The organism is Sphingomonas gellani, assembly GCF_900110035.1.
Taxonomy (GTDB): domain Bacteria; phylum Pseudomonadota; class Alphaproteobacteria; order Sphingomonadales; family Sphingomonadaceae; genus Sphingomonas; species Sphingomonas gellani.
This window is the reverse complement of sequence record NZ_FOCF01000001.1, coordinates 169,276-182,169: the sequence shown is the minus strand read 5'-3', so window position 1 is coordinate 182,169 and position 12,894 is coordinate 169,276. Positions and strand designations below refer to the sequence as shown.

Below are 12,894 nucleotides of genomic sequence, written 5' to 3'. Positions count from 1 at the left end.
GAAATGCACGACACCCCATGCATCCCGGCTGAACCCGCCGTTGTGAAAACGACAGCCTCGCTGACACTGTTCCGTCAGGGTACGCGGACGGTGATCGCGCCCAGTGCCGCGTCCAGCCTGACCTGACAGGCCAGCCGGCTGGTGCGCGTCGCGGACGGTGCCAGGTCGAGCAGGTCCTCCTCCTCCTCGCTGGCCGGTGGCAGGCGTGCGAAGTCGGCGGCGTCGATCACGACGTGACAGGTGGCACATGCCATATCCCCGTCGCATGTGCCCTCCAGCGGCTGCCCGGCGGCCTGCGCGACATCGAGCAGGCGCGCGCCCGCTTCCGCCGTCGCCCGCATGGCTTCGCCGTCGCTGCCGACAAAGGTCACGATCATGACAGACCCTGCCGCCCGGCGGCGGTGGCGATCCGGTCGATCGCCTCGGCCAGTTCATCCTCGCGCGTGTAGCGGCCGAAGCCGATGCGGATGGACGATCGCGCCTCCGCATCGGACAGCCCCAGCGCCTTCAGCACATGGCTCGGCCGGCCCGACCCGCTCGCACAAGCAGACCCGGCGGAGAAGGCCACGTCGCGCACGTCACTCATCAGACGCCCGACATCCAGACCGGCGCGGCGGACGTTGATATTGCCACGGTATCGTTGCACCCGGTCGCCGTTGAGCAGCCATTCCGGCCCGCGCAGACGATCAAGCGCGATCCGCCACAATTCCTCCGTCCAGCCGATATCGTCGCTGGCCAGGCTTGCGGCGGCCGCCCCGAAACCCGCGCACAGCGCCGGGCTGAGCGTTCCCGAACGGATGCCGCCCTCCTGTCCGCCACCATGCAGCAGGGCATCGGGTTCGTGGCCGTGGCGTACCCACAGCGCGCCGATCCCCTTGGGCCCATAGACCTTGTGCGCCGACACCGCGACGAGGTCGCAGGCCCATAACGGCAACGGAACGCGACCCCAGCCCTGCACGGCGTCGCAGAACATGGTCGCGCCGGCACGCCCCGCGAGCCGGCCGAGTGCCTCGATCCGCTGGATCGTGCCGATCTCGTTGTTGGCCAGCATCGCCGCGACCAGCGCGGTACGGTCGTCGATCGCCGCAGCTGCCGCGTCCATGTCCACCAGTCCGACGCCGTCCACCGGCAGCACGACGACCTCCGCCCCCTGCGCCGCCAGCGCGCGTACCGTGTCGAGAACGCAGGCATGTTCGGTCGCTATGGTGACGATCCGCGGTCGCGTTGCCAGCCGTCGCTGCCAGGTGCCGGCGATCGCCCAGTTCGCCGCCTCCGTGGCGCCGCTGGTGAAGAACAGACGACCCGCGTCCGGACCGTGGGGGCGGCGGGCGGCGACCTCGGCCTCCATGTTCTCCAGCACCTTCACCACGCCCGGCTCCAGCCCATCGGTGACGACGGGATGCGGCACGACAGGATCGCCGACCAGAGCGGTCAGCACCTGATCCCGCGCGACTTCGACCGCCGCACGCGCGCGACGCCCTTCCCGATGCGCGGAATGCGGGTTGGCGTGGCCATCGCGCAGCCAGGGCAGCATTGCCTCCAGTGCCTCGGGTGCCAGCGGCGTCGTCGCCTGATAATCGAGATAGGTCATGGCGTCGCGATCAGGCGGCGAAACGATTGGTGGCACGCGCCATCGTCCGCCACGCGGCGATGAAGGCGTCGACCTCCGCCTGGGTCGTGGTGCGGCCGAAGCTGACGCGGATCACCTCTTTCGCGGCATCGGGCGCGTATCCCATCGCCGCCAGAACATGACTGGGTTTCAGGCTGCCGCTCGCGCATGCGCTGCCCGCGGACACGGCGATGCCCGCCAGGTCCAGTCGGATCAGCTGCGCCGCCGATGGCGTGCCCGCCAACCGGTACGATCCGACCGCCGGATGCCGCGGCGATCCGGCCGCAACCACCTCGCCGCCCGACCGAACGATCGCATCGTCCAGCCGCGCCCTAAGCCCCGCCCAGTCCCCGATCGGCTCCGCCTCCGCCAGTGCGGCGGCATAGGCCAGCGCGCCCGGCAGGTTCTCCGTGCCGGGTCGATAGCCCCGCTCCTGCCCGCCGCTTGGCCGGATCAGCGACAGGTCACGCACCAGCAGCGCACCCACGCCGGGTGGCCCACCGCGCTTGTGCGCCGAGAGCGCGACCAGATCAGCGTGCTCTGCCAGTTCCGCGTCGACACCGGCCGGCATCTGCGCCGCGTCGACCAACAGGCGACACCCGGCCGCGTGCGCCGCCTCGGCGATACGCGCGATCGGCTGGCGCACCCCGGTCTCGCTGTTCGACCATTGCACGCAGACCAGCGTTCCCGCTGGAAGGCTGGTGATCGAGTCGGGATCCACCAACCCGTCGGCTCCGACGCGGATCACGTGCGCGCCGTCACCGGCGGCGCGAATGGCGGCGTCATGTTCCACCGCACTGATCGCCACGGCCGGCAACGTCGAACGGCCGATCGCCAGCCCCAGCGACTCGCTGGCCCCGCTGGTCAGCAGCACCTCTCCCGTCCATCCATGCGCGGCGGCGACGGCGGCCCGCGCCTCCTCCAGCGCGGCACGGGCGGCGCGACCCTCCGCATGCGGGCTGGACGGGTTCGCCCAGCGCGCCATGCCCTCCAGCATCGCCGCGCGTGCCGCCGGGGTCATCGGGGTGGTGGCGGCGTGGTCCAGATAGATGCGGTTGGCCAAGGACGTTCCATTTCGGTGTTCCCGCCCTATATAGCGCGGCAATCCGGCGGGTTCGACCCGCTGTTCCCTGTTCCGTCTTCGCTCAAGGTCCTGCTATGCCCGAAGTGATTTTCCCCGGCCCCGAGGGTCGCCTGGAAGGGCGTTTCGCCCCCGCGCCCCGCCCGCGCGCGCCCGTCGCCATGATTCTGCATCCGCACCCGTCGTCGGGCGGCACCATGAACAACCGTATCGTGCAGGAGCTCTACAAGACGTTCCAGCGGCGCGGTTTCGCAACCTTGCGCTTCAACTTCCGCGGCGTCGGCAAGAGCCAGGGGACGTTCGACAATGGCGTGGGCGAGTTGTCCGATGCGGCGTCGGCGCTCGATTGGGTGCAGAGCTTTCACCCGGAGGCGCAGCAGACCTGGATCGCGGGTGTCAGCTTCGGCGCGTGGATCGGCATGCAGCTGTTGATGCGGCGGCCGGAGATTCGCGGCTTCATCTCTGTCGCACCGCCAGCCAACATGTACGACTTCACCTTCCTGGCCCCCTGCCCGTCATCGGGAATCATCATCCAGGGTGAAGGCGACGAGGTGGCGACCCCGGCCGCGACGCAGAAGCTGGTCGACAAGCTCCGTACGCAGAAGCACATCACCATTCACCACGACACGATTCCGAAGGCGAACCACTTCTTCGAGCATGAGATGCCGCAGCTGATGGGGTCTGTGGACAAGTATCTGGACATGCGGCTCGATCCAAACTCGCCGATCCGTTGAATCCTTCCCCGTTCAGAGCGGGGCGAGTTCGCAGAACGCGCTTTTGACCTCGCGCGCATTGATCGGCTTCATCAGCACCACGCCCGGCGGCTGGCATGGGGCGCAATCCTCGGGCGTGGCGGTGATGAAGATGACGGGCACGTCGCCCAGTTCATCCTGAATCTGTTTCACGGCGGCGGGCCCGGTGCCCTCCAGCAGATGCACGTCCGACGCGATCAGATTGGGCTGATGCTCGCGCGCCAGACACACCGCGTCCCGCTCGGTCGCGGCGAAAGCGAAGGATGTCGCGCCCACTTCCTCGAACAGGTCCTGCAACAACATCGCGACCATTGGCTCGTCTTCAATGACCAGGACGTGACACATACGCTCCTCGGCATCCTCGATGGTTGATGCAGATTAACCGTTCGGAAGCGCGGTCGATCCCTCCCCGCCGCAATCTTTTGATACGAAAGCGCATTCTACAGCGTCCAGATCAGCACATTGGCCAGCAGCACGGCCGCCGCGACCAGCAGCAGGATGCCCTTTCGCCGCTCCTTCCCCCTCGCGATCATGACCACACCGCCGATACCGCAGGCGAACACCGCCAGCATGGCAATCGCCGGTGCCGCCGCCGCGACGCCGGTAAGGGGACCGGGCAGTGCCGCCGTCATCGGCCCAGCACCCGTGCATAGGCCGCCATGTCGACATTGCCCCCAGACAGGATCACCAGCGTGCCGGGCGTCAGGTCGACACGACCGGACAGGCACGCCGCCAGCGCCACCGCGCCACCCGGCTCCACCACCAGCCGCAGCCGCTCCGCCGCCCAGCGTTGCGCCGACGCGGTTTGCTCCTCCGACACGGCCACCCCGCGCGCGCCACGTCCCGCGAGGACGTCAAAGGTCAACGACGACACCCGCATCGTCTGCAACGCGTCGCAGGCGGTGGTGGGCGGATTGGCTCCGACAGGCTCGATGCAGCCCGCCTCCAGGCTGCGTCCCATGTCATCCCAGCCCTGCGGCTCCGCGACGACGATCCGCGCCTCGGGCAACGCCAGCGCGGTTCCCGCCGCCAGTCCGCCGCCCCCACATGGCACGATCACCTGCTTCGGCTCAGCCAGGCCGGCCGCCTGCATCTGCGCGCGCGCCTCGACGCCCGCCGATCCCTGCCCCTCGATGATCCACGGATCGTCGAAGCTTGGCACCAGCGTCGCCCCGCGCGCCTCGGCGAGTCGGGCGGCGATCGCCTCCCGGCTTTCGGCGGCGCGGTCATAGTCGACCACCTCCGCGCCCAGCTTGATCGTGCCCTCCCGCTTCGCGCGCGGCGCGTCGGCCGGCATCACGATCGTCGCCGCGATCCCCAGCCGACGCGCAGCCCAGGCGACGCCCTGCGCATGATTGCCCGACGAGAACGCGACGACCCCCCGACCTCGCGCCGCGTCGTCCAACTCGGTCAGCCGATGCCACGCGCCACGGATCTTGAACGCACCGACGGGTTGCAGCGATTCGACCTTGAAGCAGATGGGTATCCCCTTGATTTCATGGACCAACAGGGGCGTCGGCGGCAGGATCGCCGCCACCTTCGCGGCCCCGTCCCGAACACCCGCCGCGGTGGGTCGTCGCACAATCGTCACAATTCATCCTCCACCCGGATTCGACCGCTTTACAGCCGGGATAGTCGATCCTATGTGCGCCGTCCGCTGCCCCATGGGACTTCCAACCGCAAGGCAGCTTTCGAACGTCGTCGCCGCAAGGCACTTGGAGGTCCCTTGAATTGCACAAGCATCATCGCGCGCTGGGGCTAGCTGCCGCCTCCTTCCGCAACGCCCTTGACGTTGCGCAGGCATTGTCGCCCGTTCAGCCGGTTACGCTGACTCGTCCCCACGCCGCGGCGCGGGCCGCCCGCTTCTTTTCGGAGAAGTTTCCGGGCCGCTCGATGTATGCGGTGAAGGCGAATCCGTCGCCCGAACTGATCCAGATCCTGTGGGACAATGGCATCACGCATTTCGACGTCGCCTCCATCGCGGAGGTGCGGCTGGTCGCGCGTACCCTGCCCGATGCGACGCTCTGCTTCATGCACCCGGTCAAGGCCGAGGAAGCGATCGCCGAGGCGTATTTCACGCACGGCGTGCGCGTGTTCAGCCTCGATTCGCTCGAGGAACTGGAAAAAGTGCAGCGCGCGACGCGTCATGCGTCCGACCTGACGCTGTGCGTGCGGCTGCGCGTGTCGTCCGAACATTCCAAGCTCAGCCTCGCCTCCAAGTTCGGGGTCGCCCCGCACGAGGCGAAGGCGCTGCTGTTCGCGGCACGCCAGGCGGCCGACGCGCTCGGCATCTGCTTCCATGTCGGCAGCCAGGCGATGTCGCCCGACGCCTATGCTCAGGCGATGGAGCGCGTGCGCCAGGCGATCGTCGAGGCGGCGGTGACGGTGGACGTGATCGACGTCGGCGGTGGCTTCCCGTCCGTCTATCCCGGCATGGAGCCGCCGGCGCTGGAGCGGTATTTCGAGGTGATCGGCCGCGCGTTCGAGAGCCTGCCCATCTCCTACTCCGCCGAATTGTGGGCGGAGCCGGGCCGGGCGCTGTGCGCGGAATATTCCTCCCTGCTGGTCCGCGTCGAAAAGCGTCGGGGCAACGAACTGTACATCAACGACGGTGCTTACGGCGCGTTGTTCGATGCGGCGCATATCGGCTGGCGTTTCCCGGTGAAGCTGCTGCGTGAGCCGGAATCGACGGTGCGCGACCATCCGTTCAGCTTCTACGGGCCGACCTGCGACGACCTCGACCACATGGCCGGGCCGTTCGAGTTGCCGGCCGACGTGGGCGCGGGCGACTTCATCGAGATCGGGATGCTCGGCGCCTATGGGGCGGCGATGCGGACCGCGTTCAACGGCTTCACGTCCGAACAGACGGTCGTGCTGACCGACGAGCCGATGGCCTCGCTCTATATGGACAGCGACCGATCCGCCGTGGCCGACATGGCCAGCAACGTCGTCAAGCTGTAAGACAGCGCGATCACAATGACCGGCCGGCGGGGTGCAAGCGCCCCGCCGGACCAACGGGTTTCCGCGTCCCCTTCAACGACGCCGGCTTTGACTAACCAGAGGCCAGTCATGACCGACACCCTGAACAAGACCCAGTCCGCGAACGCGCCGATCAACGACACCCGCAAGGCGGAGCTGTTGTCGAAGCAGGTCAAGCATATCGACATCACGTCGTTCGACGCGCGTCCGATCGTCGACGCGATGAGCGACATGAGCTTCACCAGCCGCGATCTAGGCCGCGCGACGAAGATCTACAACCAGATGCTCGCCGACAAGGACTGCACCGTGTGCCTGGTCGTCGCCGGTTCGACCTCGGCCGGCGGCTGCATGGACCTGTATGCGGAACTGGTCCGCAACAACATGGTCGACTGCATCGTCGCGACCGGGGCCACCATCGTCGACATGGATTTCTTCGAGGGCCTGGGCCACAAGCATTTCCAGGCGCTGGAGATCCCGGACGACGACACGCTGCGCTCGCTCTACATCGATCGCATCTACGACACCTATATCGACGAAGAGGCGCTCCAGAACGTCGACCACACGATCTTCGAGATCGCCGAGTCGCTGGAGCCCAAGGCCTATTCGTCGCGCGCCTTCATCCGCGAGATGGGCAAGTATCTGGTCGAGCATGGCAAGAAGGAGAACAGCCTGGTCAAGCTCGCCTATGAGCATGACGTACCGATCTTCTGCCCGGCGTTCGTCGACTCCTCGGCAGGCTTCGGGCTGGTCAAGCATCAGGTCGACGCGGCCAAGGCGGGCAAGCCGTACCTGATGATCGACGCGGTCGCCGATTTCCGCGAACTCACCCAGATCAAGATCGAGGCCGGCACCACCGGCCTGCTGATGATCGGTGGCGGCGTGCCGAAGAACTTCATCCAGGACACGGTCGTGTGCGCCGAAATCCTGGGCCATGAGGATGTCGCCGTCCACAAATATGCGGTGCAGATCACGGTTGCCGACGTCCGCGACGGCGCCTGCTCCTCCTCTACCCTTCAGGAGGCGGCGAGCTGGGGCAAGGTCAACACCGGCATCGAGCAGATGGTGTTCGCCGAGGCCGGTTCGGTCATGCCGCTGCTCGCATCCGACGCCTATCATCGCGGTCACTGGAAGGACCGGGCGAAGCGCGGCTGGGCGAAATTGTTCGCCTGAGGGGCACGCGGGTAGCGAAAGCTATCCGGGAGACCGCGAACGGCCGGCGGGCGCGGCAACACCGCGTCCGACGTCACGGGGTTCGGCCCCGTGACGGCCGCCCGATAGGAGCATGGCATGAGCGTCGCCTTTCGCCGCGAGTCCGATGAGGAGCATCTCGAACCCAAGTTCGAGCGGCCGATCGCGCCCGGCCCGAACCTCGTCACCCCGCGCGGCCTCGATCTGATCCGGGCGGAGGTCGTCAGGCTGGAAGCGGTGATCGCGTCCGCCGCCCCCGACGCCGTGGACGCGCTCAGGCGCGACCTGCGCTACTGGCACACGCGCCAGGCCACCGCCGAGCTCGCGCCACCCCCACCGGAGGGAGAGATCGGCATCGGCTCGCGCGTTACCATTCGCCAGAACGGTCAGGCCCGCACGATCGAAATCGTCGGCGGCGACGAGGCGGATCCTGCCGCCGGTCGCATCGGCTTCCAGGCGCCGCTGGCTCGCGCCCTGATCGGCGGCTACAAGGATGAAGCGGTCGCGTTCGCCGGCAACACCATTACCATCGTGGAGATCGCCTGATGGCCAAGGACAAGGACTTCGAACGGCATCGCCAGCCCTGGACGACGGACGAGATCCAGAAGCTGCACACGCTGGCCAAGAAGGGCATGGCCCTGCGCGCGATCGCAAAGGCGCTGAAGCGATCCGAGGAATCGACCAAGGAACGCGCCAAGCAGGACGGACTGTCGATCGCGAAGCTGCACTAGGCCTGCGCCGTGCTGCTTCAATCGGCGCCGGCCATCCTGTCGATCAGCGTGGCAGGCTGCCCTGCGGCCCGCAAGAATGCGGCGATTACCTCGCGCGGGTTTCCCTTCGCCTGACGCTCTACCGACAGGTGCAACGCCACCGCCTGTTGCGAGCCGCCCAACAGCCGGGCGCGCAGCGTTTCCAGCTTCACGCGGCGCGGGTCTGAGGTGACGATCCCGCCGATCCGGTACCAGGTCGCGACCGTGCGCTCCACCGGACCCGGCGCGATGATCCGCACCACCGACCCACCGGCCAGCGGCGCATCGTCGCCAACACGTACCCAGGGGGCACCCGCCCGCAATACGCCGATGCCGTAGCCGACCAGCTCCCGCCCCTCTTCCTGCCGCGTGAAGATCGCCATCGACAGGTCGACCGCATGGCCGGCACCGTCGACGTAGCGCGCCTGGACCGTTCGTGAGGCGCCCGGGTACCAAGCCGTCCACCGCGCCGCGCTGTGCGACCGTGCGAGATGCCATCCCGGAACGCGGAGAAAGTGCACGGCCGGAGCTGTCGCTGCCTTGCCTGCGGTGACGTGCGACCAGCTGGGGAATAGGCTCGCCAGCAGCAACACAGAAGTCACCCCGGCCGCCAACGGCACCCTGCCCCTGACCGGACGGCGCAAGGTCTGGGGGTCGAACGCAGGCGCATCGGCGGGGCGGTCGAACCACCGCCAGCCGATGGCCAGCATCGCGGCCATCACCACGCCGAAGAATATCCAGCCGTACACGATATGATCGAACCCGGCGGCCGTCTGAACGCTGGTGCGATCCGCAACCCAGATCGTCCCGAACGCGCGGACGCCGTTGGCCATCACCGGCACGACCAGACAGGCCAGCAGAAACGCCAGCCGCCGTCGCCACGCGGTGAAGCATATGTTCGCAACCAGCACGCCGAACGCCGCCATCGACAACAAGAACTTTGCCCCGGAACAGGCCTCCGCAACCTCGAACCAGTATCGGCCGGCGTGGATCATGACGCCATCGCTTGCCGCGGGAATGCCCGCCTGGGCCAGCAACGGCATGACAAGCCGCACGGTCACCTGCTGCAAAGGTGGCTCCAGCCACTCGCCGAACGGCACCAGGAAGACGGCATAGGCCAGGGGGAAAGCCAGGCCGCGCGCGACGTTCGGGCCGAGCAAGGTCACCACAGCGCCCTGCATCATCAGCAGCAGCCCGAATTGCCGCGCGAACGCGAAGGTCGCGGCATCGCCCACCAGCCACGCCGCACCACCGCCGGCGACCAGCGCCAGACCCGGTGCCCAGGCCACCGGCTTCAACTGCGCGAGTTCGGGCCGCCGCTGCCAGACCAGCCAGGCGAGCACGGGACCGATCATCAGACAATGGCCGAACGTGCTGCTGGTCAACCAGATGCCGACCATGTCGACGGCATCACGACGGAACAGCAACAACAATGCCGCCCAGCACAGCGCCAGCCCCAGCAGGTGGGTCGGCCACCGGCCAAGGGTGCGCGCGTTCGCTCCGACGGGCAGCGCCAGCGTCACGCCTCCGGAAACCCCAGCAATCCCGCCAATGGCTGCAGGCGCACGTTCCAGTCGTACCGTGCAAGCACCTGCGCGCGCGCCGCGCGGCCAAGCGCGTCGGCCGCGTCCACATCGTTCAGCAGCGCGGTCACGGCCGCGGCGAATGGCTCCGGCCCGTCAGCGACACGCAGCGTACCCCGGTGGTCTATCCCCTCGGCCGCGGTGGGCGTCGCCACCACGGGCAGCGCCATGGCCATCGCCTCCAACACCTTGTTCTGGATGCCACGCGCGAGGTGAAGCGGCGCCACCGCCAGCTTGGCCGCAGACAGCCACGGGCGGGTATCCGCCACCGCCCCGGTGACGATCACGCCGGGCCGCCGGGCAAGGTCCCGCACGGCCGCCGTGGGTGCCCGGCCGACGATCGCAAATCGGACCTGCGGATGCGTGCGCTGGACGGTCGGCAGGACCTCGGTCGCGAACCAGGTCGCCGCCTCCACATTGGGGGCGTAATCCATCTGACCCGTGAACACGATGTCCGCGCCGGAGGGCTCAGGCGCCACGTCCGGCGCGAAGGTCACCGCGTCGATTCCGTTCTCGACCACGTCGACCCGCCCGTCCCCGCCGCCGGACAGGAAAAGCGCAGCCTCCGCATCGCTGACGAACAGGCTCGCATCGACCCGCGCCGCCACCTCGCGCTCGAACCGGGCGAGCAGCCTCGCCTCGCGCGCGAGCAACCAGGACATCGGGACGGAAGCCTTGCCGGACAGATCGGCGAATTTGGCAGAATCGACATCGACGAAGTCCATGACCCTCCGCCCGGTCGGCGGCAGATACTGCGCCATCTGCCCCGAAAACGCATAGATCGCGCCGATCGGATGCTCCGCGAGCACCCGCCGCACCGCCTGCGCCACCTGCCGATCGGCAAAGGCGGCGACCGACGCCGCGCAACCCGTCGCGAGGCCTTCGATCAGCGCCAACGCCCGCGACTTGCGCCGATGCACCAGCGTGCAACTGGCGGTCAGCGCCTGCAACTCGGGCGCAGGATTCGCCTCCTGCGCTTCATCGACGAACGCGACCAGGTGGACGCGGGCACGCGCCGCCAGATGGCGCAGGACGTGATAGCTGCGGATGCGGTCGCCGCGATCCGGCGGAAACGGCGCGCGATGCGCGAGGAACAGGATATCCACTATCCCAGGCCGCGCGAAATCCACGGCCCCAGCATCGTCGCGACGGGCAGCGGCAGCCGTTTCCAGTTTCGCACCATCAGCGTGTATTTCGGGTTGAGCGGATTGACCTCTCGCACCGGACCCTCCGACCGGCGCACGTAACGGCGCGGGACCGGATCGAAGCCCCAGTTCTTCTTGAACGCGGCCGCCCCCGTTTCCGTCTTCGACCGGCCGAAATCGAACCGGGTGCAGCCCCGTTTGCGGGCATGGTTCATCAGCGCGAAGTACATGCGGTCGTTGGCGCGTAGACCCCGCGCCGCCGGCGTGCCGCCCCCCCAATAGGGATAGATCACGCCCTGCCAGTACAGGCTGAGCACCGATGCCACCGCGCGCCCCTCACTCCGCACGGTCAGCACGTCGCTGTCGATGCGCGCCGCCACTTCGCGGAACAGCCGCCGTGGAAAGACCGGGGTGCCAAGATTGCGCACCGACTCCGCGTACACGCGGTAATGCTCGTCCAGTTCCGAACCCACCGTCACTTCGAGGTCGAGGCCGAGCGATCGCCGCACCTCCGCCCGCTGCTTGCGGGGGATCGCCTGCAATTGCGACGCCTCGTCCGCCGCCAGGTCGCGCACGAAGCCCTGGTAGCTGGTGTCATCGACGCTCCATCCGGGCGGAGCGGCGCCCCCGCGCAACTCGACATCACCGCACCCGATCCGCTGCGCCAGCGCCCAGGCCGCGTCCGCCAGCGACTCCGCGCCCTCTCCCAGCACGCCGCCATCGACGCCGAAGCCGGTGGAAACCAGCGCGCGCCCGAACAGCAGCGACCGCATCTCGGTCAACGGCAACACGCCCGCAAGCGCGCCGTTAGGCCGCTCGGCGATCAGATAGCGCGCCGGGTTGCGCGTGGCGGTCGCCACGGCAATGCTCCAGCCGGGAAGGTGGAACGGCGTCGAGTCCGGCGCTTCCGCAACGAACGCGTCGATGCGCGCACGCTGGCTGGCATCCGCCAGGTCCAGTTGCCTGACGAACAGCGTCACGCCGGCAGCCCGTCGATCGCCCGGTCCACGCGCCCCCATTCGTGCCGCCCGAGCAATCCGGCCAGCTTGCCGCGCATGGCACCCAGCCGGCTGTAATGGCGCAGGCGGGACCGCAGCGGCGCGGCGCGGACGCGCGGCTGGTCGGGGTCGATCTCCCATGGATGGAAATAGAACATCGCCGGCTGATGCTGCGCGTTCACCGCGCGCACCGCCCGGTCGGTGACGCCGGCAGGCAGCAGCCGGAAAAAGCCGCCCCCCGCGGTGATCCGCTTCGGTCCCAGCGCGGCGATCGTCACCGGCACTTCCACCAGATCGCTGTCCGGCAGGGGCCGATGCGCGAAGCGTGGTGCGTCCGGCCAGCCATAATGATCGTGTGCGATCGGTGCGATGCTGGAGGAGTAATGATACCCCGCCTCCGCCAACACGGCATGAGCCCAAGGCGTGCGCCGATCGATCGAGAAGCTGGGTGCACGATACCCGGTGACCGCGTGGCCGCCGGCATCCTCCAGAGCAGACCGTGCCCGCGCCAGATCGGCGCGGAACGCCGCCGCGTCCATCGTGAACACGCGCGCATGGTCCCAGCCGTGACTGGCGATCTCATGCCCGGCATCGACGATGCGCCGGATCAGCCGTGGATGACGATCCGCCACCCACCCCAGCGTGAAGAAGGTGGCGGAGACACCCGCCTCCGCGAACAGGTCCAGCACGGCCCCGGTGTTCGCCTCGACCCGGCTTTCCAGGGTCCGCCAGTCCCCCTTATCGATCACGCGCTCGAACGCGCCGACCTGGAACCATTCCTCGACATCGACCGACATGCCGTTCAGCATC

At 68.4% G+C, this 12,894-nt stretch carries 15 protein-coding genes; 5 read left to right on the top strand and 10 right to left on the bottom strand.

What is annotated here, in order from left to right; translation table 11 throughout:
- Positions 1 to 74 precede the first annotated feature (74 nt).
- The 3 genes from BMX37_RS00970 to BMX37_RS00960 are packed head-to-tail and all read right to left on the bottom strand — an operon-like array spanning position 75 to position 2,672.
- Positions 75 to 377 (bottom strand): 2Fe-2S iron-sulfur cluster-binding protein, encoded by a 303-nt coding sequence (locus BMX37_RS00970; protein ID WP_093663610.1) that lies wholly within the window; start codon positions 375 to 377, stop codon positions 75 to 77.
- Positions 374 to 1,591 carry a cysteine desulfurase family protein gene (locus BMX37_RS00965; protein ID WP_093663609.1) on the bottom strand — a complete coding sequence of 406 codons (1,218 nt, stop codon included), beginning with the start codon at positions 1,589 to 1,591 and terminating at the stop codon, positions 374 to 376. The genes BMX37_RS00970 and BMX37_RS00965 overlap by 4 nt, the downstream gene beginning before the upstream one ends.
- 10 nt (positions 1,592 to 1,601) lie before the next feature.
- Positions 1,602 to 2,672 (bottom strand): cysteine desulfurase family protein, encoded by a 1,071-nt coding sequence (locus tag BMX37_RS00960; RefSeq protein WP_093663608.1) that lies wholly within the window; start codon positions 2,670 to 2,672, stop codon positions 1,602 to 1,604.
- Positions 2,673 to 2,767: 95 nt separating this feature from the next.
- Here BMX37_RS00960 and BMX37_RS00955 point away from each other — a divergent pair, with 95 nt between their 5' ends.
- Positions 2,768 to 3,424 carry an alpha/beta hydrolase gene (locus BMX37_RS00955; protein WP_093663607.1) on the top strand — a complete coding sequence of 219 codons (657 nt, stop codon included), beginning with the start codon at positions 2,768 to 2,770 and terminating at the stop codon, positions 3,422 to 3,424.
- Between the two features lie 12 nt (positions 3,425 to 3,436).
- On the opposite strand, the gene BMX37_RS00950 is transcribed toward BMX37_RS00955, so the two are convergent.
- The 3 genes from BMX37_RS00950 to BMX37_RS00940 all read right to left on the bottom strand — a co-directional run bounded on the left by BMX37_RS00950 (position 3,437) and on the right by BMX37_RS00940 (position 5,033).
- A complete protein-coding gene (locus BMX37_RS00950) occupies positions 3,437 to 3,787 on the bottom strand; it encodes a response regulator (protein WP_093663606.1) in 351 nt (116 codons plus the stop codon).
- 95 nt (positions 3,788 to 3,882) lie between these two features.
- Positions 3,883 to 4,074, bottom strand: a complete 192-nt coding sequence (locus BMX37_RS00945; protein WP_170841782.1) for a hypothetical protein — start codon at positions 4,072 to 4,074, stop codon at positions 3,883 to 3,885.
- On the bottom strand, positions 4,071 to 5,033 hold the full coding sequence (locus BMX37_RS00940; RefSeq protein ID WP_093663605.1) for a threonine ammonia-lyase: 963 nt from the start codon (positions 5,031 to 5,033) through the stop codon (positions 4,071 to 4,073). Before BMX37_RS00940 ends, BMX37_RS00945 begins: the two co-directional genes overlap by 4 nt.
- Before the next feature lie 140 nt (positions 5,034 to 5,173).
- On the opposite strand from BMX37_RS00940, the gene BMX37_RS00935 reads away from it, so the two are divergent.
- The 4 genes from BMX37_RS00935 to BMX37_RS00920 all read left to right on the top strand — a co-directional run bounded on the left by BMX37_RS00935 (position 5,174) and on the right by BMX37_RS00920 (position 8,340).
- Positions 5,174 to 6,403 (top strand): type III PLP-dependent enzyme, encoded by a 1,230-nt coding sequence (locus tag BMX37_RS00935; RefSeq protein ID WP_093663604.1) that lies wholly within the window; start codon positions 5,174 to 5,176, stop codon positions 6,401 to 6,403.
- 108 nt (positions 6,404 to 6,511) lie between these two features.
- Positions 6,512 to 7,591 (top strand): 1,9-bis(guanidino)-5-aza-nonane synthase, encoded by a 1,080-nt coding sequence (locus tag BMX37_RS00930; RefSeq protein WP_093663603.1) that lies wholly within the window; start codon positions 6,512 to 6,514, stop codon positions 7,589 to 7,591.
- Between the two features lie 117 nt (positions 7,592 to 7,708).
- The gene (locus BMX37_RS00925) at positions 7,709 to 8,155 is read left to right on the top strand and encodes a GreA/GreB family elongation factor (RefSeq protein ID WP_093663602.1); all 447 of its coding nucleotides are present in this window, start codon (positions 7,709 to 7,711) and stop codon (positions 8,153 to 8,155) included.
- Positions 8,155 to 8,340 (top strand): hypothetical protein, encoded by a 186-nt coding sequence (locus tag BMX37_RS00920; protein ID WP_093663601.1) that lies wholly within the window; start codon positions 8,155 to 8,157, stop codon positions 8,338 to 8,340. The genes BMX37_RS00925 and BMX37_RS00920 overlap by 1 nt, the downstream gene beginning before the upstream one ends.
- A 17-nt stretch (positions 8,341 to 8,357) precedes the next feature.
- On the opposite strand, the gene xrtA is transcribed toward BMX37_RS00920, so the two are convergent.
- From xrtA to BMX37_RS00900, 4 genes are read right to left on the bottom strand one after another with little or no spacing between them, the layout of a single operon-like run.
- A complete protein-coding gene (gene xrtA, locus BMX37_RS00915; protein ID WP_244501325.1) occupies positions 8,358 to 9,881 on the bottom strand; it encodes an exosortase A in 1,524 nt (507 codons plus the stop codon).
- Positions 9,878 to 11,050 carry a TIGR03087 family PEP-CTERM/XrtA system glycosyltransferase gene (locus BMX37_RS00910; protein WP_170841825.1) on the bottom strand — a complete coding sequence of 391 codons (1,173 nt, stop codon included), beginning with the start codon at positions 11,048 to 11,050 and terminating at the stop codon, positions 9,878 to 9,880. Before BMX37_RS00910 ends, xrtA begins: the two co-directional genes overlap by 4 nt.
- A complete protein-coding gene (locus tag BMX37_RS00905) occupies positions 11,047 to 12,105 on the bottom strand; it encodes a FemAB family XrtA/PEP-CTERM system-associated protein (protein ID WP_093663599.1) in 1,059 nt (352 codons plus the stop codon). The genes BMX37_RS00910 and BMX37_RS00905 overlap by 4 nt, the downstream gene beginning before the upstream one ends.
- Positions 12,063 to 12,893, bottom strand: a complete 831-nt coding sequence (locus tag BMX37_RS00900) for an XrtA system polysaccharide deacetylase (protein WP_093664206.1) — start codon at positions 12,891 to 12,893, stop codon at positions 12,063 to 12,065. The genes BMX37_RS00905 and BMX37_RS00900 overlap by 43 nt, the downstream gene beginning before the upstream one ends.
- Between the last annotated feature and the right edge of the window lies 1 nt (position 12,894).

Coding starts and splice junctions, on each gene's coding strand:
- BMX37_RS00970 (WP_093663610.1), bottom strand. CDS start 377: ATGATCGTGACCTTTGTCGGCAGCGACGGCGAAGCCATGCGGGCGACG.
- BMX37_RS00965 (WP_093663609.1), bottom strand. CDS start 1,591: ATGACCTATCTCGATTATCAGGCGACGACGCCGCTGGCACCCGAGGCA.
- BMX37_RS00955 (WP_093663607.1), top strand. CDS start 2,768: ATGCCCGAAGTGATTTTCCCCGGCCCCGAGGGTCGCCTGGAAGGGCGT.
- BMX37_RS00950 (WP_093663606.1), bottom strand. CDS start 3,787: ATGTGTCACGTCCTGGTCATTGAAGACGAGCCAATGGTCGCGATGTTG.
- BMX37_RS00945 (WP_170841782.1), bottom strand. CDS start 4,074: ATGACGGCGGCACTGCCCGGTCCCCTTACCGGCGTCGCGGCGGCGGCA.
- BMX37_RS00930 (WP_093663603.1), top strand. CDS start 6,512: ATGACCGACACCCTGAACAAGACCCAGTCCGCGAACGCGCCGATCAAC.
- BMX37_RS00925 (WP_093663602.1), top strand. CDS start 7,709: ATGAGCGTCGCCTTTCGCCGCGAGTCCGATGAGGAGCATCTCGAACCC.
- BMX37_RS00920 (WP_093663601.1), top strand. CDS start 8,155: ATGGCCAAGGACAAGGACTTCGAACGGCATCGCCAGCCCTGGACGACG.
- BMX37_RS00905 (WP_093663599.1), bottom strand. CDS start 12,105: ATGGGGGCGCGTGGACCGGGCGATCGACGGGCTGCCGGCGTGACGCTG.
- BMX37_RS00900 (WP_093664206.1), bottom strand. CDS start 12,893: ATGCTGAACGGCATGTCGGTCGATGTCGAGGAATGGTTCCAGGTCGGC.